General features: G+C 54.9%; 13 protein-coding genes and 1 pseudogene. 5 read left to right on the top strand and 9 right to left on the bottom strand.

Annotated elements, in window-relative coordinates:
* The first annotated feature begins 64 nt into the window (after positions 1-64).
* On the top strand, positions 65-2,365 hold the full coding sequence (locus ACQ86O_RS12955) for a TonB-dependent siderophore receptor (RefSeq protein WP_431225537.1): 2,301 nt from the start codon (positions 65-67) through the stop codon (positions 2,363-2,365).
* Positions 2,366-2,401: 36 nt separating this feature from the next.
* On the opposite strand, the gene ACQ86O_RS12950 is transcribed toward ACQ86O_RS12955, so the two are convergent.
* The 6 genes and pseudogenes from ACQ86O_RS12950 to ACQ86O_RS12925 form a co-directional block, all read right to left on the bottom strand.
* Entirely contained in the window at positions 2,402-3,205 is an 804-nt protein-coding gene (locus ACQ86O_RS12950; protein WP_431225536.1) for a YfaP family protein, read from the bottom strand.
* A gap of 52 nt (positions 3,206-3,257) precedes the next feature.
* Positions 3,258-4,898: a DUF2300 domain-containing protein gene (locus ACQ86O_RS12945; protein ID WP_431225535.1), complete on the bottom strand. Its 1,641-nt coding sequence runs from the start codon at positions 4,896-4,898 to the stop codon at positions 3,258-3,260.
* Positions 4,899-9,414: pseudogene (locus tag ACQ86O_RS12940) on the bottom strand (alpha-2-macroglobulin family protein). It abuts the gene before it with no gap.
* 50 nt (positions 9,415-9,464) lie between these two features.
* Positions 9,465-10,079: a DUF1175 domain-containing protein gene (locus ACQ86O_RS12935; RefSeq protein WP_431225722.1), complete on the bottom strand. Its 615-nt coding sequence runs from the start codon at positions 10,077-10,079 to the stop codon at positions 9,465-9,467.
* Positions 10,080-10,114: 35 nt separating this feature from the next.
* Entirely contained in the window at positions 10,115-11,866 is a 1,752-nt protein-coding gene (locus tag ACQ86O_RS12930; RefSeq protein ID WP_431225534.1) for a DUF2138 domain-containing protein, read from the bottom strand.
* 330 nt (positions 11,867-12,196) lie between these two features.
* Positions 12,197-13,096 carry a LysR family transcriptional regulator gene (locus ACQ86O_RS12925; RefSeq protein ID WP_431225533.1) on the bottom strand — a complete coding sequence of 300 codons (900 nt, stop codon included), beginning with the start codon at positions 13,094-13,096 and terminating at the stop codon, positions 12,197-12,199.
* 88 nt (positions 13,097-13,184) lie between these two features.
* On the opposite strand from ACQ86O_RS12925, the gene ACQ86O_RS12920 reads away from it, so the two are divergent.
* From ACQ86O_RS12920 to ACQ86O_RS12910, 3 genes are all read left to right on the top strand, one after another.
* Positions 13,185-13,562 (top strand): carboxymuconolactone decarboxylase family protein, encoded by a 378-nt coding sequence (locus ACQ86O_RS12920; RefSeq protein ID WP_431225532.1) that lies wholly within the window; start codon positions 13,185-13,187, stop codon positions 13,560-13,562.
* A complete protein-coding gene (locus ACQ86O_RS12915) occupies positions 13,562-14,383 on the top strand; it encodes an NHL repeat-containing protein (RefSeq protein WP_431225531.1) in 822 nt (273 codons plus the stop codon). Before ACQ86O_RS12920 ends, ACQ86O_RS12915 begins: the two co-directional genes overlap by 1 nt.
* A gap of 228 nt (positions 14,384-14,611) precedes the next feature.
* Positions 14,612-15,160, top strand: coding sequence for a nucleotidyltransferase family protein (locus tag ACQ86O_RS12910; protein WP_431225530.1), 549 nt, complete (start codon positions 14,612-14,614; stop codon positions 15,158-15,160).
* Between the two features lie 103 nt (positions 15,161-15,263).
* On the opposite strand, the gene ACQ86O_RS12905 is transcribed toward ACQ86O_RS12910, so the two are convergent.
* From ACQ86O_RS12905 to zipA, 3 genes are all read right to left on the bottom strand, one after another.
* A complete protein-coding gene (locus tag ACQ86O_RS12905; RefSeq protein WP_380672377.1) occupies positions 15,264-15,479 on the bottom strand; it encodes a DUF3820 family protein in 216 nt (71 codons plus the stop codon).
* The gene (gene ligA, locus ACQ86O_RS12900) at positions 15,479-17,500 is read right to left on the bottom strand and encodes an NAD-dependent DNA ligase LigA (protein WP_431225529.1); all 2,022 of its coding nucleotides are present in this window, start codon (positions 17,498-17,500) and stop codon (positions 15,479-15,481) included. Before ligA ends, ACQ86O_RS12905 begins: the two co-directional genes overlap by 1 nt.
* Before the next feature lie 204 nt (positions 17,501-17,704).
* Positions 17,705-18,676 carry a cell division protein ZipA gene (zipA, locus tag ACQ86O_RS12895; RefSeq protein ID WP_431225528.1) on the bottom strand — a complete coding sequence of 324 codons (972 nt, stop codon included), beginning with the start codon at positions 18,674-18,676 and terminating at the stop codon, positions 17,705-17,707.
* Positions 18,677-18,898: 222 nt separating this feature from the next.
* Between zipA and cysZ the strand changes: the two genes are divergently transcribed.
* The gene (gene cysZ, locus ACQ86O_RS12890; protein ID WP_431225527.1) at positions 18,899-19,660 is read left to right on the top strand and encodes a sulfate transporter CysZ; all 762 of its coding nucleotides are present in this window, start codon (positions 18,899-18,901) and stop codon (positions 19,658-19,660) included.
* Positions 19,661-19,906: the final 246 nt, after the last annotated feature.

The raw sequence follows: 19,906 nt of genomic DNA, 5'->3' as shown, positions 1-19,906 counted from the left end.
CAGCTTGAAAGACGACGGGTATGCACCGCGCCGCGTAAGAATGGTAGCCAGGTAGGAACCTAAAATGAATCGTAAGTTATCACGTTATTCTTTAGCCACGCTCATCGGGTTAGGATTGGGTACGTCTGCATTCTCACTCCAGGTAAATGCAGAACAAACAGCCTCCACGTCAGATAGCGCTGTGCTGCCAGAGGAAAGCAAAAAAGAAACCGCTCCTGAAGATGTCATCGTCGTTACCGCCGCCAAACAAAACCTCCAGGCTCCAGGCGTATCAACCATTACCGCCGAAGAAATCAAAAGACGCCCTCCTGCTCGCGACATCAATGAACTGATCCGTACCATGCCCGGGGTTAACCTGACCGGTAACTCCACCAGCGGCCAGCGCGGTAACAACCGCCAAATCGACATTCGCGGCATGGGGCCAGAAAATACCCTGATCCTGATCGACGGCAAGCCCGCCAGCAGCCGCAACTCGGTGCGCCAAGGTTGGCGCGGGGAACGTGATACCCGTGGCGATACTGCCTGGGTGCCACCAGATATGATCGAACGCATCGAAGTATTACGTGGCCCGGCTGCCGCCCGCTATGGCAACGGTGCCGCGGGTGGCGTGGTCAACATTATCACCAAGAAAGCCAGCAAAGAGTTGCATGGCAGCCTGAACGGTTATTTCAATGTGCCGCAGCACAAAGAAGAAGGCTCGACCAAACGCACTGATTTCAGCCTTTCCGGCCCGCTGAGCGATCAATTGAGCTTCCGCCTGTTTGGCGGCTACAGCAAAACGCAGGCCGACGCCTGGGATATTAACCAGGGCCATCAGTCCGAACGTACCGGCTCTTATGCCAATACCCTGCCAGCAGGCCGTGAAGGGGTGATCGACAAGAATATCGACGCCTTGCTGCACTGGGAGTTCGCGCCCATGCAGGCGCTGGAATTCCAGTATGCCTATGGCCGCCAGGGTAACCTGTACGCCGGGGATACCCAGAACACCAATACCAACGTGCTGGTGCAAAGCAATTACGGCAAAGAAACCAACCGTATCTATCGCGAAACCTACGCGCTTAACTATCGCGGCGCATGGGACAGCGGCGTCAGTACCAATAACTACGTCCAGTACGAGCGTACCCGTAACACCCGCTTAGCCGAGGGGTTGGCCGGGGGCACCGAAGGGATCTTCTCCAGTGACAGTTTCAACACCACTCGCCTGGACGATTTCCTGGCGCACAGTGAAGTCAGCATTCCTTTCGATATGTGGGTGCCGCAAACCGCCACGCTGGGTACCGAGTGGAACCAGCAGAAGATGAAAGATCCTTCTTCGACGACTCAACCGATGACCGGTACTAACACGGGTGGAACCATTGAAGGTATCGATAGCACAAACCGCAACCCTTACTCCTCAGCAGATATCTTCTCACTGTTCGCCGAAGACAATATTGAGCTGACGGACAGCACTATGCTGACGCCGGGTTTGCGTTACGATCATCATTCAGAAGTGGGTAACAACTGGAGTCCGGCGCTGAACTTGTCGCAGGAACTGGGTGAATACTTCACATTGAAAATGGGTATCGCTCGCGCATATAAAGCGCCAAACCTGTTTCAAAGTAATGGAGACTACGTTCTCTACAGCAAAGGCCAAGGTTGTGCTGCCAGTTCAACTGGCACTGGTTGCTACCTGATTGGTAATGACGATCTGAAAGCCGAAAACAGCATTAATAAAGAAATCGGGTTGGAATTCCACCATGAAGGCTGGCTGGCAGGCATCACCTACTTCCGCAACGATTACCGTAACAAGATTGAAGCAGGCTATGCACCGGCAGGAACCACCACCGATGGTAAAACCGACGTTTACCGCTGGGAGAACGTGCCAAAAGCGGTGATCCAGGGCCTGGAGGGGACGTTGAATGTGCCGGTCAGCGAAACCGTTGCCTGGAACAACAACGCCACTTATATGATTGAAAACGAGAATAAAACCACCGGCGATTATCTGTCGATCATTCCTGAGTTCACGATCAACTCCACCCTGAGCTGGCAGGCAACCCAGGATCTGTCGATGCAGACCACCGCAACCTGGTATGGTCGCCAGAAACCGAAGAAATACAATTACCGAGGTGAACCCACCAGTGGCCCTGAAAAACGTGAGGTAAGCCCTTACGCGATCTTCGGCCTGAGCGGCACCTACGCGTTCAGCAAAAATGTCAGCCTGACAGCGGGTATCGATAACATGTTCGATAAACGCCAGTTCCGCTCCGGTAATTCACAGAACGTAGGTAATCCTATTACTGGTGCCGTAAATATCTACGGCGCAGGGGCTGCAACCTATAACGAACCGGGCCGCACTTACTTTATGAGTGTGAATACCCAATTCTGACAGTAAAACCCGTTACCCGCCAAACGGCGGGTAACTTTAACCACGATTCGAGTAGCTGAACTGTTTTATCAGCGTCAGTTCACCAGGGTTGCGCATCGGCACAATCACCATTTCCTGCTTTTCGTTAGTGGTTCCTTCCTCTGTCACGATAGTGATTTGCGCAGTGGTCAAAATTTCCTCCCCACGCCCGCCGTAGTAGTTAACGTATACCAGATACTGCCCGCTCTCCGGCGCTGGCGAAGAGAAGATCTCCGGGCCGTAGCCGGTGGTCACATCCATATCCAACGCCCCGCCGTTTTGTAACTGCCGGCCACCATACCAGGCATGTTGGCCGTCCGGGGTCACCACGTGCAAATCAAGATCGGTGTTATCGGTGTCCCATGAAAGCACTATCCGCAGGCGGGCAGGAACCACACCGCTGCCACTTTTCGCATAAAATTGGGTACGATTTGCCGCTGATCGGTCGGGGCTGCGAACTTCGACGCTGTTACTGCCCTGCGAGAAAATATAGGGCCGTTCAAAATCACCGTTATCTTCAATTTTTAACGGCATACTGACACCGTTGACGATCAATCTGCCCGGCTCTGGTTTGGCCTTGCTATCCGGCTTGGGGAAGCCTTTGATCTGGCCTCTGATCAGGGCTTGTGCAGACTGATTGGCAGGGGTATTCACCGACGCAGCCGGATAGTTTACCCGCTGAGAATAGGTGGCATCCTCGCCGGAAGTATCGTGCCACCCGGCAATCGGCGTATCCATGACCACGTTTTGCTCTGCCACCGCCGACATAACCGGCATCATCAGCACCAGCGAACCTACTCTACACAATAATCGAATAATCATAATGTTATCCTGAAGACCTCAAGTCCCTTGACGATGGCTTACGGCCAGCGCCCTATTCCAATAACAAATGGCGAGCCAGTTGCTCGACAAATGCCTCATCCTGGCCATTCGGGTGGGCCGCAAAAGCCAGGTGCAAGTATTCATGAGTCAGATCCAGCCGATCCTCCAGTGAGTAAAGGTCCCGCACATAGATACGGCCATACATGCGATCAACATGGGGCTTGCCCGAGAGTAAACGGCATACCGTAAACTGCTGCAATGGCGTGTAGCCCGGCTCGCTATACAACTTTTCTCGCCAGCGCCGCTGCTGTGTTGCCAACCAGGTTTCAGCCTCGGGCATTGGCTGGCATAAAATTTCTGGCTTATCCCAACGCCCCAGGCTGGCTCGTGGGAAAGCCTGCGCCAGGATCGCGTCATAACGCATCCCCTGTTGAGCTTGAGACACCGCCAACTGCCAGGACAAACGATTATTGCCAGCCTGATCGAGATGATAGTTGACCGGAGCCCCTGCCAGCACCAGATCCGCCGTCCAGGCAGCGACTGCTAGCGCCGCAGGCAAGGCCGGCGTGGGCGCTACGCGCTGGCTGGCACTGCTGTCTGCAATCAGCAAACAGTCACCGGAACGGCTAGCGTTTTGCAGCAGATAGCTGCGGATCGCCACCGCCAGCGCTTTCGCGGCCTCGACAGGCTGCGCAGCCGCTTCCCGCTGCAGCACTCGAGCGACGTACTCTTCGCGATCCAGACGAGCGGTAAGTGTGAAATCACCGGCTTCCTGCTGCAAGAAAAGCTCGCCGTGGCTTTCGATATTCAGGCGATTACCATTGCGGAATTCAACCTGGTATTTTCCCTGCAACACGCCAGGGCTGACCGGCGTTTGTTGGCCATTGCGGCTCAGCGCCGCAATAGGATAACGGTCAAACAGTTTCACCACGACGCACACTTTGTGATCCAATGGCGCAGCCTGCGGCAACCGGTTATTCAACACCTCAGCATAGTTTTGCAGAACGGCTTTACTGGTGCCTGCCCCTCTGGCCCACACTGGCGTGCCATCATTCAACCAACCGGCAAATCCGCCCTGGCGCTGCTCGGGGTCTTTATCATCCAGCCAGCTCCAGGTTTTTACCCTTAGGCGGCTACCCAAGGTTCCAACCAGATTACCGTCGGCGGTCAGCAACAGGTCCAGCAACAGGTTACGTGCCTGCTGCTGGGCGGGCAGCGTTGCCAATACCGCCAGCAGTTGAGCCACCGGGACGCGGGTATCCGGTTGCAACTGCGCCAGATCCTGCAACCAGCCGGGGCTGTGCTGGCGTTGCCAATAGCGGGCCCATTGCTGCGGATCCAGTTGCAGGCGCTGGGGGCTGAAATAGAGGCCGCACGACTGCACCAAAGCCCGATCGCGCGCAATGGCCTTACCGGGTTCACAGCAGTAAACCTCCTCCTGCGGCTGGCTGCCACTGCAGAGATAATCAGGCTCCTGCTGTTGGGTATCCACCAGATAGGCATAGACGAAAAGCTTCCAGACGCTGCCCAATGGCGTGGTCATTTCGTGCGGCAGCGGTTGCTGCGAAAGCTGCCGGCTCTGGTTTAACGTCACCAGGGTATCTTGCTGCCCTTCACGCAGAGCCAGTTCCAGTTTCGGCTCTGCACCCAAGGCGGCAACAGGTATCAACAACAGCCACCACCAGCGAAACATTTACTTCACCGTCACGGTTTTCAAGGCACTGCCACTTTCCGTTGCCGCCTGTTGCGGCGCATACATGCGCGAATAACGGATTGGCGGCAAGACGAACTGCCCTTTTTGCGAGAATCGCACCAGATGCTGATACACCTTGGTGTCCACCAATTCATCCACCGGCACCCTATAAGAGAGCAGCCCCGCTTCATTACGCGCTTTTTCTAGCGGTACTGCGCCCTTGCCCCCCAGGCCCGCCACCTGAATGCCCCAAGTGGTGCGTTCAACATCTGCCCCCGGTGGTAATGGCACTTCTAACAGCATGTAACGCTGCGGAGCCGAGGATTTGTTAACCAGCGTCACCTCGTCCAGATACAGCGCATCGCTGGAGAGTGCCTCCCCATTAGCCACCGGTTTTACGGTAAATTCGAAAGCCTTATCGCCAGGGATCAGTTGCAGCAGGCGATGCTGTATAGTCACATCCAAAGGCTGCCTGCTGCTGTCAGCAGCGGTCGTGCTCAACGGCAGGTTATAGCTCAGTGAGACATCCAGCGGTTGGTCCAGTTCTGCTGGCATAACCAGCGGCTGCACCGCACCCTGCCCTTGCCACTGCCAGTAACGCTCCCCAGCGGTGCCCTGCTGCAGTTGCCAGCCCTCGCCCGGGTTGAAACTCACCGGCGGCACCGTGGTGCCGAGCGAGTTGTAGATCCAGGTTAATGCCAAGGCACGTTCTGGCCCTTGCTGCGCTGGCATCAGCTGTTGCAACAGCCAGGCAACTTGCGGAGCATCTGCGCCACGCGTGCGCCATACTGCGGCATAGGCAAACGGATGTTCGCTGAATGAAACAAACTCCTGGCTCTGGCGTAATGCCTGCAACTCTGGATCCGACAGTTTATAGCCCGGGGTTTGCTGTAATAGCGAATAGGTCAGCACCCGTGCCACCGCCAGCCCCAGCTTGGAATCAGGCGCGGTCATTACGAGGCTGTCGGTTTCAGAAAGTGATGCCCCAGACTCCGCCTGGGCGTTAGGCAGCGATTCCGCCAGCCCCTGCAACAGGCTGGTGACAGGCAGATGCATATCCTGGGCAAATGACAGCAACAGGGCACGATGGAGAACCGGCATCTCTGCCGCCTGCTCGGCATAAAGATCCAGGATCCGCTGCCAGTGTTCTGCCGGTAACGCCATGCCTAACGCCTGGCTGGCATACCAATCGGCATAGTAGGCATAGGCGGTCAGGAAGGCATCAGGATCGCCATTCTCCCCCCACCAGGTAAACAACGCCCCCGGCCCGGCCATCTGCACCAGGCGCTGGCGGTTATTCTGCAGAGTCTGGCGTAAAACATCCCCACGCTGCGCGTCTTCTTTCGCCAGCATGTTGTAAGCCACGCTGAGCGGCAACAGGCGGCTGGCGGTATTAATCACACCGCCATAAGGTTCATTGATCAGGTCGTCCAGACCGTTGCGGAACATGGACTGCGCATCACTATTGAGGCGCAGGCGGATGTCGTAGGCGCCGGTTGGCAGAGTGAGAGCATTACTGCCCGCATGCAGCCGCACCAGTTGCTGCTGAGGCACCGGCCAATTGTCGTCACTCACCTTCAGATCGACGCTCAGGCTATCCAGCACCTCACCGTTTTTCACCACCTCCGACGTCCAGCGCCCTGACTGCATCGCCGCTACCGGTTGCGCCACGTAGTTCACCCCTTCATGCAGTGACACCGTCTGGCTCAGGCTGTCGTTACCATACTGGGTGCGCAACTCCACCTGCTCTGCCTGTTTATTCTGGTTGAAGATAAACAGCCCAGGCTGAGGGTGGTCACCTTTACGGAACTGCGTGGCCCCACTCCATTTCAGATAGAGCGGTTTCTCGGAACGGATAAGCTGCTGTTTCTGGCCAACCTGCCCTTGCTCATTCTGCGCCCGTACCGTGATACGCCAGCGGGTCAGAGAGTCTGGCATGCGGAAACTGAATGTCGCTTTGCCATTGGCGTCGGTGACAATATCCGGCTGCCAGGCAGCAGTGTCCACGTCTTCACGGCGTGGGCGTTCAAGCACCTTGACGTTGCGATCGCTGCGGTTGGTCACACCGGGCGCTCTAGGCACCCCAGGCAGCGCCAGATCGTAGGCGATAAACGACAGGCTGGCATTGGTGCGCACATTATTGCGCCGAGGATGATAGAAGAACTGGTCGATTGACGGAGCGATCTCCGGTTGCAGCGCATAGATCATCTCATCAACGACGCTAACCGTCAGGTGAGCCGATAAGGGGTTGCCCGCAAGTTGGGTCTCCAGCGCGACGTTGACTGTTTCGCCTGGGCGGTAAACCGCTTTATCTGTTTTAACCGCGATATCGATACGCGGTATCTCAACCTTGATCCCGGCGTTCTGGAAGCTGTATTGCCCACCTTTGCTATACAGCACGGAGAAGGTCATATTCGGGGCGAAATTATCCCGCACCGCGATCTGCGCCAGATATTGGGTATCGCTCAACCGCTGCGCTTTAACCCAGTCGGCACCGCTGGCAAGCAGCGCCATATTCTCCACCTTATCGCGCTCCAGCGTCAGTAATGCCTGCTCTACTGGCTCCGGGAAGGTGATTAATGCCTGTGCGGTTTCCCCCAACCGATATTGCGGCTTGTCCATCACGATCTCAACGCTACCGGGTACAGATTTCCCCCTGGCCCACTGACAAAGTGGCTGATGGCCCCAAGGATCATGCCCTGCTCGCTTTTCAGGGTGACGGTATAAGTGCCGGGTTGCTGGAAGTTAATGGCAAACGGCTGCCCGCTGGCTGGCAACGGAGTTCGCTCGGTTTGGCGATCCTCCAGACGCACCCATTCATACACCGCCGGTTTGTCATCCCCCGGTTGTTCGTTGCGATAGCTGAATTCCACCGGCTCATTCACCGCACTAAAGCGTTTTGGCGTATTGAGCACATAACGCGAGACGCCACGTTCAATCAGGATTTCTCTGGTAGTCTTGACCCGGTAGGCGGCTCCATCGCTGGCAAAAATAGTCAGCAGATAGCGGCTTGGCTTGTCCACGGCGGGCAGATCCAATTTGGCGTGGCCTTTGCTGTCCGTGGTCATTTGCGCCGTTTTCAGCTCGACAGGGAATTTCCCCTGATATTGCAGATCGTTGCTGACCATCGAGAGCTGCTGGCTATACAGGCTCAACTCAAGGCGTGCGTTGGCCACCGGCTTGCCATCCGGATAAAGCAACACAACGTCGCCATTCACCGGTTCGTTGGTACGAAAATCGGCTTTGGCCATTGCCAGTGAAATTTCGAAGTGCGGTTTGATGTAGCTGGCAACGCGGAAAGCGCTGCTGTAAACCTGATTATTGTAGGTTGTACGCAGTTCATAACCCCCGGCCACGGCGTTTTCTGGCAGTTGAAAACGCCCCTGCGCCCCGGATTTACCGTCAATAGGTAAATTCAAGGTTTGCAGCGTTGAGCCGTTGGCGTCCAACACGGTCAAGCTCAGTAAGCCTGGCTTAAGCGCTACCGAATCCAGCGCATTCTTGAATTCACGCCCGACCAGTTTGACTTCGACCCAGTCACCGGGGCGATAAAGTGGACGATCGGTGAAGGCATACAGTTTGGTGTCATAAATCTCGCTGTCGTAATAAAAGTTCTCCGAGACAAACACCCCACCTTCATTGTCCTCCCCCATCACGTATGAGCGTTCTGGCGAGATATGGCGCAGGTTCAGCAAGCCGCTCTTATCCGTCTGACCGCTGCTCATGATGCCCAACCCGTCACTCCACAAGATGCGAGTCCCGGCCACCGCCTGCCCATCATTGCGGCCAACAGTCCAGACCAACAGCTCGTTGCCAGAGACTTTGCTCATGGCCACAGTATTAGAGACAAACACGACGGTGGTGGCCCGGTATTGGCCAATCAGCGCTTCAACCAGATACAGGCCCGGCTTTAGCTTGCCCAGGGGAACGTAGACATTACCCGGTAAAGGTTCGAAAAAACCGCTGGATGAGCCCTGCATATTGACGTGCTCTGGTGGCTGGATCGGTTGTGCGTCCCAGAGTGGGTAACGGAACTGGCTAATCAGAGGCAGATTCCTGAGGGGCGCAAACTGCGGCTGCACGGTAAATTTGGGTTGTTCATTCAGCGCGTTACCCATCTTCAGTTCCGGCAAGGCACTGGTCACTTCCTGGCGGGTATCAGAGGAAAAGGTCCGCTGCATCACGCGGCGCGATTTCCCGTACCAGTTATCCCAAAGATAAGACAGAGTATTGGATAACCCTTCGCCCTGATATTGGCCTTCGATCATAATGCGATGGAGGTTTTTCTGTTTTTTAGAAATTCCATCGGCTTATCGATGCGGTATAAGCGGATATCAACGCCGCCGTACTGCTCGGCCTCGAAACGCCGGTAATCACGCCCTGGCGCTTCCAGGCGCACTTTGGCCACTTCATTACTGGCAAAGCTGCTGTCAGAAAGCAAAAAGAACGACTGTTGCGAAACGCTATAATTACTCGCAGGGAGTTCAGCCTCAGCATAGGCCAAGGTCAGAGGGATAAACAGCGCCATCCCCAGCAGCAGTTTTTGGCAACTACGCGGCAGAATTTTCATCGTGACAGGAAACCTAAGCGATAAATGCCAATGAAGTTGGGGTTCGATTCGTCGGGTATCCATCGGGTGTCCTTCCATTTCATCAATTGTTGCATGCTCACAGCACGCATTCCATTATCTGTCGAACTCGAAGAGCCAGTGTGATAGGCGATATAACGCCCCATCCAGATCATCAGATGCTGATCGTCACCCTGGTCAAAAAACAGCAGGTCGCCGGGTTGTGCCTGATTCAGGTCGCGGCCAATCAGTTGGCTGTTAAACTGGATCAGCTTGATGGCATCCACATAGGGGCCTTGCTGGCCCCCGCCCTGCTGCCAGCGCTGCGCAAACTGGCGCTGTTGAGGACTGATATCCAGCTCAGGCGGCAGATAACGATTGGATAAGCCATTGGCCCGCAGCCATTTACTGTCATGAACCTTCAGGGATTCGTTGGCGGCAAAACGCACCAGACCGGCACAGTCCTGCTGATACCAGCGCGCACTTGGCCCTTGGCGCAACTGCTCTTCGGCAATGCGCACAAACCACGAGCGGAAGACATTGGATTGCTCCGGTGTCAGTGGCGCAACCGGCGCTGCGGCCACGCTGCCCTGACTAAAAAGCATCAGGCCCATCAGATACAGCAGGCCTATCGTTGTCGGTTTGACAATCATAGCTCCTGCCATTTCAGCGGTAGCCACTGCCAAGATTCACGGGTATTGGTATCCGCAGGCAGGGTCAAGGCATAGCGCTGTTGCCCGGCCAATGCGCTCAGTTTAGGTAATAACAAGGTTTGGGCCGCGTTATAGAATACCGGTTCGACACTCTTTGGCAGGCTGGCAAAGACTTCCTGCTTAAATAACCCGGATAGGGCTTCAGGAGCCATGTACACCGGCACCACGGCCTGTGGCGGCAATACGTCCGCCAGCGGAGGGAAATTTTTATCCCGCGTTTGCAGCGCTTTATTCACCAGTTTGTCATCCAGGGAAAACATCAGCATCTGGCCATGCCTTGCCAGGCTGACCCGGAAGAACTGATTCCCCAGCAGGCTTTCAGGATCCCTGGCTTCACTTTGCGGATACTGACCATAGCGTGAGCTGGCCTCTCGTTGCCACAGGTGGCCCTGCCCCTTATTGCTGGATTCAACCGGGATCGGTTGTTTTTCTCTGGCACCGATCACTTTGGTAAAGATGCCCACCAGGGTTTCATCAGTTTGCGCATCCGCAGTTTCTGCCAGTTGGCTGACAAATAACGGTGAATACAGATGAGAATCAGGATACCAGCACAGCCCGCTAACCCCATTTAAGGCTAATGGCAAGGCTGCGGCTTTGTCGCCGTCAATGGCATCGATACGCTGGAATAAATACGCCGGCACGCTTTGCGACACCGGCAACGCCACACAGAAGCTGGCCCCCATTGGCATCGATTTCCAGACTGGGTTGAAGTCAAAACGCGCGTTTTCGCCCTGCTGCTGATCGTTAAGCGCCAAATAGCTTTGCCAGCCCTGCTGGCTCATCTCAAAACGGACACCGGCCAATGCCGGGACAAAACGCTGATAACCAAAACCAAGATAGTTAGCGCTCACTGAGACCCGGTGAGCTAAAGGAGGGGTATTTTTATCGGCTTCCGCCCCTTTATCAGCCCCGCCGTCACGGGGTTTGAGGCCAAAACTTTCCGGCCAAGGGTTAGCGCCGCTCAGTAAAGTGCTGGTTATCTGGGTGGAATCTAGTGAAACCGCCTGCTGGTCATACAGCATGGCAATATCAGAAAACAGCAGCAGATTATCGCCGTGGCTGGCAAAATACAGCTGCTTATTAGCCCCGTAGCGCCATTGATAGACCGAGATAGCTTCGCTACCGACCTTGAGCTGAGAGAAATCGGTGATGCTAAGCTGGGTATCTTGCGCAGCAACCTTGGCGAGTGGCTCCAGCAGGCGCGCCAATCCCCCCAGTTTGATTACCGCCATAAAGTGATTCAGCTTGCCGAGGTCATCATGCCACAGCGCAATACTGGCCGGTTGATCGAGCAGCGTTTCCAGCAAATTATCGCGCAGCGTCAGATCGTGTTCGAAGGCGATTCTGCGCAAGCTGCCGATTAAACCCAATCGATCGGCATTATTTTCATAGTAAAAAACAAAATCTTCCGTCAGCGTGGCACGCAAGAAAGGAATAGACAGCAGATCGCTCGGAAGTTTACTCAGCGATGCGCTTTCGATAAGCACATCAGGGTGATGCAGATCTACTTGCAGATTATTATGCCAGACCAGTTCATTTGGCGGTTGGATGTGATGCTCAGTAAGCCAGAAACGTTGGACGCCCCACACCCCGGCAGATACAGCCAAAATTGCCCCTGCCGCCCACAGTCCATATTTGATCAGATTTTTCCTTGCTGCGGGCGCAACGTCTTTATTTTCAGCTGTCATTCTGGCTGTTCCATGCAAAGCATTAAATTGATCCCTGATAGCATCCCGCTTTGCGGCTAGAAACCGAGCTGGTAAAGGGAATACACGAGTTTTTATTAGATATGCGCTAAAGAATTAAATCAACAACTATCCAAGGTCTTTAATGCGCGCTCAGCAAGTGCGGTTAATCATGGATTGAATGCTTCTGTTTTAATTCATGGTTTTTTAGCGGCAATGCAATCTGCGACATAATAAATCAGATAATACTGACTCGAATTATTGCTGATAAATATAAACCGCTAAGCGCAAGCATCGTTATTAATTAACAATTTTGTAATGATAATTAGCCGACTAATGCCTGATTGCCCTGACAAGCTCAAGCAACTGAGCCAATATCTCAGACCGATTATCCGCAGCGTAGGCGACAGCGATCCCGCTGGTCAGCTTTTTTGCCTCTTCCTTAAGTTGCCGAAAGACAACCCCCTGGCGCTTAACGTTCTGTAGCGATGCAGGGATAAAAGCCATGCCCTGCCCTTCGGCGATAAGGCCAAGCAAGATATGGTGATCGTCAGGTTCGGGGATCGTGTTGGGCCTGAAACCGATCAGCTCGAAGCACGCCTGGCAATGATCGTAGAAACCGGGGTTCAGCCGACGCTCAAAACGGAATATCGCTTCATCGCGAAGATCATCGAAACCCAGCTTGCGTTTACGCGCCAGAGGATGACTGGCGGGCAATGCCACCATCAGCGAGTCTTCAAACAGTGTTTCAACCTTTAGCCCTTTGGCTTCGGTGTGTAAGCCGATAAAAGCAACGTCCATCTTTCCGTTTTTAATCTCCCGCACCAGGCTGATTGAATGCTGGCCCCGGGTAACAATTTGCCAATTTGGGAAACGTTGCCGCAAGGGTTCGAAGACATCAGGAATAACGCTTCGATCAAACACCGTGGTGTAACCGACCACCAGCTTGCCCTGCTCAGTGCTGCCGGCCGCCTGGGCGATCGCTACCGCCTTTTCAGCCTGTGCCAATGTATGCCGGGCTTCCGGCAAAAATGCGCGGCCGGCGTCGGTTAGCGTAACCCCGCTCCTGGTACGCAGGAATAACTCGACGCCCAGCAGATTTTCCAACTGTTGGATCTGCCTGCTTAATGGCGGTTGGGAGATGTGCAAGCGAGCAGCCGCCCGCCCAAAGTTGAGCTCTTCGCTAACCGCAATAAAGTAGCGGAATTGTCGTAGATCGATGGCCTCATTCATACCAAAAAGGTATCACAAAAATGGTATTGGATGAACTCGAACAGCGAGGCATAAAGTGTCAGTCCTCACTCACAACAGGACCCATTCTATGAACAACGAACGCTATATCCGCGGCTTGGCCAAACTGAAAGAGGTTGATGGTCAGGCTGGCGAAAACGTCATTGAAAGCCTGAAAGACATTGCCCCTGACTTTGCACAGCTGCTCATTGAGTTCCCCTTCGGTGATATTTATTCAAGACCGGGTCTTGATCTCAAGTCCCGGGAGATTGCTGTGATCGCTGCGTTAACCGCCTTGGGAAACGCTTCACCGCAACTCAAGGTGCATATTCACGCAGCCCGAAACGTCGGTTGCTCACAGCAGGAAATTGTCGAAGTCATCATGCAGATGGCCGTTTATGCCGGTTTCCCGGCAGCGCTTAACGGGCTGTCCGCCGCTAAGGAAATTTTCTCCAGGGAGATCGCCTAATGAGATCGCTTGCCTTTTTTTCATGGCTGGTTGTTATTTCGCCAGTTTTGCTGAGCCCGCCAGCGATGGCGCAGCAACGGGCGGCAAATCAATGGCAACTGGAACAAACTGCCACCTATGACAAACTCAGTTCACCGGTCGGCATGGCCTACGATGCCAACGGTAATCTCTACGTTGCGAACTGGTCATCAGGCACCGTATTGCGCTTCACACCCAAAGGCGAGAGAAACGTATTCGCCAGCGGACTCAGTGGCCCTTCCGGGCTGGCTATTTCCCGCCAGGGAGATATTTACGTCGCCTCCTATAACCAGGACCTCGTGTGGCGCTTTACGCCAGAGGGCAACAAAACGGTTTTTGTTCAGGGGTTAGCCACGCCCGCAGGGCTATCCTTTGATCAACGTGGCCGTTTGCTGATCGCCAATCGCCGAACCAACCAGATCCTGGCCGCGCAGCCAGACGGCAAAACAGAAGTGGTGGCCGAAGGCCTGCAGACACCGGTAGGCGTGATCGAACTCCCCAACGGCGATCTGCTGGTAAACAATATCGCTGGGGGGATATCTCTGGTTTCTGGCGGACAAAAAGCGAAAACCATCAATAACGAGCTGAACAGCCCCGGTGTCGGTATCGTCCCTGCGGGCCCGGATGGCGCCTACGTGGTCGACTATGGCGGAACCACCGTCAGCCATATCAACCGGGAAGGCGTTCGCACGGTTATTACGCAGGGTCTGACAAGCCCGGTGGGATTAGCACTTGCCCCCAATGGCAACCTATTGGTAGCAACATGGGGAACCAATGCGGCGTACCGAATCCACCAGCCCTAAACAGTGAGCTCAGCGAACAATTTGGGAATAAAGTGATGACCCGGCCACACCGTGCCGGGTCATCACTTGCGTCTTTCAGTTCAATACCGGTCAAACGCCGCTGGAAAACCGGTTCCGGTAGCCAAGATTGACGACAGCAGAGACTCGGTTAGTGTCTGCACTTGAATCGACCAACAGATTCCCCCTTCCTTCGCTTCAGGGTACAGTAGCGCCAGCAAAGGAGAAAAAATGGACCCGCAACAACAGATTATTATCTGGTTACAACAAGATAGTGAGCGCATGCAAGCCTTGTACGCCGCCCGGCGTCTTGGCCTGCACGATTGGTGTCTGGGGGCGGGGTTTGTGCGCAATCTGGTTTGGGACAGGCGGCATGGGTTTAGTAGCAATACGCCGCTAAACGATATTGATGTGGTCCATTTCGATTCTAACCGCCGTGACGCCGAGCGCGACAGAATGCTGGAATCACGGCTGGTGGAGTGGCTGGATCGCCCCTGGTCGGTAAAAAATCAGGCGCGTATGCACCTGCGTAGCAACCGGGCACCTTACGCCAGCAGCCAGGACGCCATCAGTTACTGGACGGAGCTCGAAACCGCCGTCGGTGCCAGACTGCATGCCGATGACAATATCTCGCTTATCGCCCCTTTCGGCCTTCAGGCTCTGTTCAACGACACCATTACCTTCAACACCAAAAGTAACAATCTTGCTGCGTTTGAACAGCGCGTGGTGGAAAAGCAGTGGCTGGAGCACTGGCCCAGGCTGCGGCTGGCTGAGAGGTAAGGTAACGGGAAAAAAGCCCCTTCTCCCACAGGCAGAGGGGCGTGGCCATTAGCTAACTACTGGGATATTCAGTTGCCTGTCTGACAAGCATTATGTGTAAGCCCTAACTTCGCTTCAGTGGTTTGACCAAATGATCAAGCCCTTCAATTTTAATCGCCAACGTCATTTCCATCAGCATGCCCAGCTTACCATTGGGGAATTCGCCCTTACGGGCAAACCACAGCAGATATTCTTCCGGCAGGTCGATCAGCACCCGGCCCTGATATTTTCCAAACGGCATGACGGTGTTGGCAATTTCAATCAGGTTTTCTTTTTCCATCAGACACCCAGCAAGCGGATCATTTCCGCTTCGTCGATCACCTCGATACCCAGCTCCTGCGCCTTGGCCAGCTTGGAACCGGCAGCCTCACCGGCAATCACCAGATCGGTTTTCTTGGAAACGCTGCCGCTGACCTTGGCCCCCAGCGCGGTTAGCCGATCTTTGGCCTCATCGCGTGAAAGCTGGCTCAGGGAACCGGTGAGCACCACGGTTTTACCGGCGAACGGGCTGTCTATCTCTTCGCTCACAATCACTACCGGCGCAGGCCAGTTAATGCCGATTTCCGGGCCGACCAGCTCGGCAATCACTTGCTGGTTATGCTCTTCGGCAAAGAAATTCACTACGTGCCTGGCGACGACTTCGCCAACGTCCGGCACCTGCTTGAGCGCCTCTAAATCCGCCACCCGCAGTTTCTCCAGTGAACCAAAGTGCGCAGCCAGGTTGGCTGCCGTGGCCTCGCCGACTTCACGAATGCCTAACGCATACAGGAAGCGCGCAAAAGTGGTCTGCTTGGCGGTGGCAAGCGCATTGACCAGGTTCTGAGCCGACTTGGGGCCCATACGATCCAGCCCGGTCATGATGCCAGCCGAAAGACGGAACAAATCCGCCGGGTTTTTGACGTATTCCTTATCGACCAGCTGTTCGATGATTTTATCGCCCATGCCGTCAACATCCAGCGCACGACGGGAAACAAAGTGCTTCAACGCCTCTTTGCGCTGAGCGCCGCAGATCAGGCCACCGGTGCAGCGCGCAATGGCTTCGCCCTCCACCCGTTCCACGTCGGAGCCACAAACCGGGCAATGCAGCGGGAATACCACTTCTCGTGCATTGGGTGGGCGGCGGTCTTCTATCACCCCGACAACTTTCGGGATGACATCACCGGCGCGGCGGACGATCACCGTATCGCCAATGCGCAGGCCAAGGCGGTCAATTTCGTCGGCATTATGCAACGTGGCGTTACTGACGATCACCCCCGCCACCAGCACCGGTTCCAAACGTGCCACCGGCGTAATTGCGCCAGTCCGCCCAACCTGGAACTCCACTTCCCGCACCTGCGTGATCTGCTCTTGCGCCGGGAATTTAAATGCGGTGGCCCAACGCGGAGCCCGCGCAACAAAGCCGAGGGTTTCCTGCAGATCGATGTCGTCAATTTTCACGACTACGCCATCAATATCAAAACCTAGTTGAGCACGGTCCTGCTCCACCTGACGATAAAATGCCAGCACTTCATCGCTGCCGGTACAGCACCTGACGCGATCGCTCACCGGCAGGCCCCAGGCTTTGAACTGCATCAGGCGTTCCCAGTGGCTGCGCGGCAGCTCGCCCCCTTCCAGCAGGCCAACGCCATAGCAGAAGAAGGTCAGAGGGCGCTTGGCAGTAATGCGCGGATCAAGCTGGCGAATCGACCCCGCCGCCGCATTACGCGGGTTGGCGAAAATTTTACCGTCTTTGCGCCGTGCCTCATCGTTCATCTTTTCAAAACCGGCCTGCGGCATAAACACTTCACCGCGAACTTCCAGGCGGCGTGGGATGTTCTCACCGGTCAGGCGCAGCGGGATTGCGCGGATGGTGCGCACGTTGGAGGTAATATTCTCACCGGTAGTGCCATCACCACGGGTCGCGGCACGCACCAGTTCACCCTCCTCGTACAGCAGGCTGACGGCTAGCCCGTCCAGCTTCAGCTCACAGCAGAAATTCAGCGGTTCACTGCTTTTCAGGCGATCTTGTACTCGTTTGTAAAATGCCAGAAAGCTCTCGTCGTCAAAGACGTTATCCAGTGACAGCATCGGCACTTCATGGCGTACCTGATCAAACGCCGCTAACGGGGCCGCGCCCACGCGTTGAGTTGGCGAATCTGCGGTCACCAGCTCTGGATGCGCCTCTTCCAACTCACGCAGTTCACGCATCAGACGATCGTATTCCGCATCCGGGATCTCCGGCGCATCAAGTACGTGATACTGATATTCGTGATGGCGCAGTGAGGTTCGTAGTTGATTGATTTGTTGGATTATCGATGCCATGGCTCACCATCAAAGATAAAAAGCCCCCGGTTGGCGGGGGCTTTGTACCCTTCGTCTTTCAAATTATAGCTTTGTTGGCTACATCCCTTAGCCCCAGTCACTTACCTATGTAAGCTCCCGGGGATCCAGTGACTTGCCGCCTTGCTGAAATTAGAAATCCATTGGGTTAAGGATTAAAGATTGTTTAGTACGCGTGGCAACCGGTCAGGCGTTGTTCTCCAACACTTCGCGGATGCGCGCTTTATAGGTTTCCAATTTCTGCGGGGTCATCATGCGGCGCTCATCGTCCAGCACCACGCCACCCACATCGTCGGCAATACGCTGGGCCGACTGCAGCATCAGTTTGAAGTTCTGATTCGCGTCGCCGTAAGACGGCACCATCATAAACATCGATACGCCCGGCGTAGAGAAATCAGACATCATTTCCGGATCGAATGACCCAGGCTTGACCATGTTGGCCAGGCTGAACAGCACAGGGCCGCTACCCGCCGGGCTGATATGACGATGGAAGATCCCCATTTCGCCAAACTGGAAGCCAGCCTGCAGCACGCTCTGCAGCAACACTTCGCCACCGATCACGCCGCCTTGATGTGCAGCAACATGCAACACCAGGACGGTCTCTTTCAGTTTTGCCGGTTTCAGCGGCTCTGGCGCCAACTTAGGTTCGTGCGCAGGCTGTGCCGTGACAACTTCCGGCTTGGGCTGATGCACAGGTTCCGTGTGATGGAATGCTGGCTCAGGCGTATGTGCCGGCGGCATATCGTCAACGCGCGGTTCACGGCGCGGTGCAGATTGCTGCGGCTCATCGTCGTCTTCGTCCTGCGCGTAGTTATCCAACAGAATGTCATCGTAATCCGGCCGCTGTGAGAGCGGTGCGGGATGATGAGCAGCCGGCTGAACAGGCCGTGGAGCAATCACGGGCTCTTCGCGTGCGGTATCAAAATGGCCCATTGATGGCTCGTCCTGAGGGCGAGTGGCACGAATACGTACCTCCCCCACACCTTCGGCAGGTTCATCAACTGGAGTTGGTTCACGTTCTTTTTTCGAGCGTTTAGCTGGGCGATCGCGAAAAAGTGACGAGCGTTCTTTACGGCTGGTCCAAAGACCATGCAATAACAACGCTATTATGGCGATCGCGCCAACAACGATTAATATCAGACGCAAATCCTGCATCATTGCTATCTCTGTTGTTCCAATACATTGCCACCGCGGCAAACATTCACTCTTTAACTCTATTTGCCCTCAGGCACAAGTGCAAGTCCGTGCTGAACTTTATGGCAATAAAGATGATTATACTGCGTTTTTTTGCTGTTTTTTCAGCCAAAAACACGCTAGCCAGTGGAAAATCATATCGATATGATAGGCGAGCCTGTTCAGTCAAAGAGATAATACCAAGATATGTCCTATATGCAGCCCCCGACCCGATCCACCAGTGGCATCCACTATTTTGCCGAAGGATGGCGTCTGATTTCACGCCCTGGGATAAAACGTTATGTCGTCTTGCCGTTGCTGGTTAACGTGCTGCTGATGGGGTCCGCTTTCTGGTGGCTGTTTAGCCGCCTGGGTGACTGGATCCCACGCATAATGAGCCATATACCTGATTGGCTGCAGTGGCTGAGCTATTTGCTCTGGCCGTTAGCGGTGATTTCGGTTTTATTGGTGTTCAGCTATCTGTTCAGCACCCTCACCAACCTGATTGCCGCGCCGTTCTGCGGTTTGTTGGCCGAACAACTGGAAGGCAGTCTCACCGGTAAACAACTGCCGGATACCGGAATGCTGGGCATCGCCAAAGATTTGCCCCGCATCATGTCCCGCGAATGGCGTAAGCTGATGTATTACCTGCCCCGTGCGCTGGTGCTGCTATTGCTCTACTTTGTGCCGGGTATCGGCCAGACGCTGGCGCCGGTGCTGTGGTTCCTGTTCAGCGCCTGGATGTTGGCCATTCAATACTGTGATTACCCGTTTGATAACCACAAAGTCAGCTTTGCCGATATGCGCCGCTCATTGCGGCAACACAAAGCCGATAACCTGCAGTTCGGGGCTCTGGTCAGCCTGTTCACCATGATCCCTATCCTTAATCTGGTGATCCTGCCGGTGGCCGTTTGTGGCGCGACTGCGATGTGGGTAGACCGTTATCGTGCAGAGTTCGTGCGCCAATAATGGATGATGTCTTGCACAGGGGCGCTTTTGGCGCCCTTTCGATTATGCGTATATCCTATGGATTTGAAGTTGACCGCGCTAGCGCATCTCTGCGCCCGCGGCAGTTGTATTGCCCTGTACAGCACAAGGTCAGTGTGTGCAGGTAACCACGCTGCAGCCTGGAAGACGACGGATATAAAAGTTATTCTCTAATAACATATCTATATACCAATTCTTTACTTCCCTGCCGGCACCGTTAGCGTATGC

The organism is Serratia sp. L9 (genome assembly GCF_050632285.1).
Lineage (GTDB): Bacteria > Pseudomonadota > Gammaproteobacteria > Enterobacterales > Enterobacteriaceae > Chania.
Note: the sequence above shows the minus strand (reverse complement) of the source record. Positions and strands in the feature narration are given on the sequence as shown.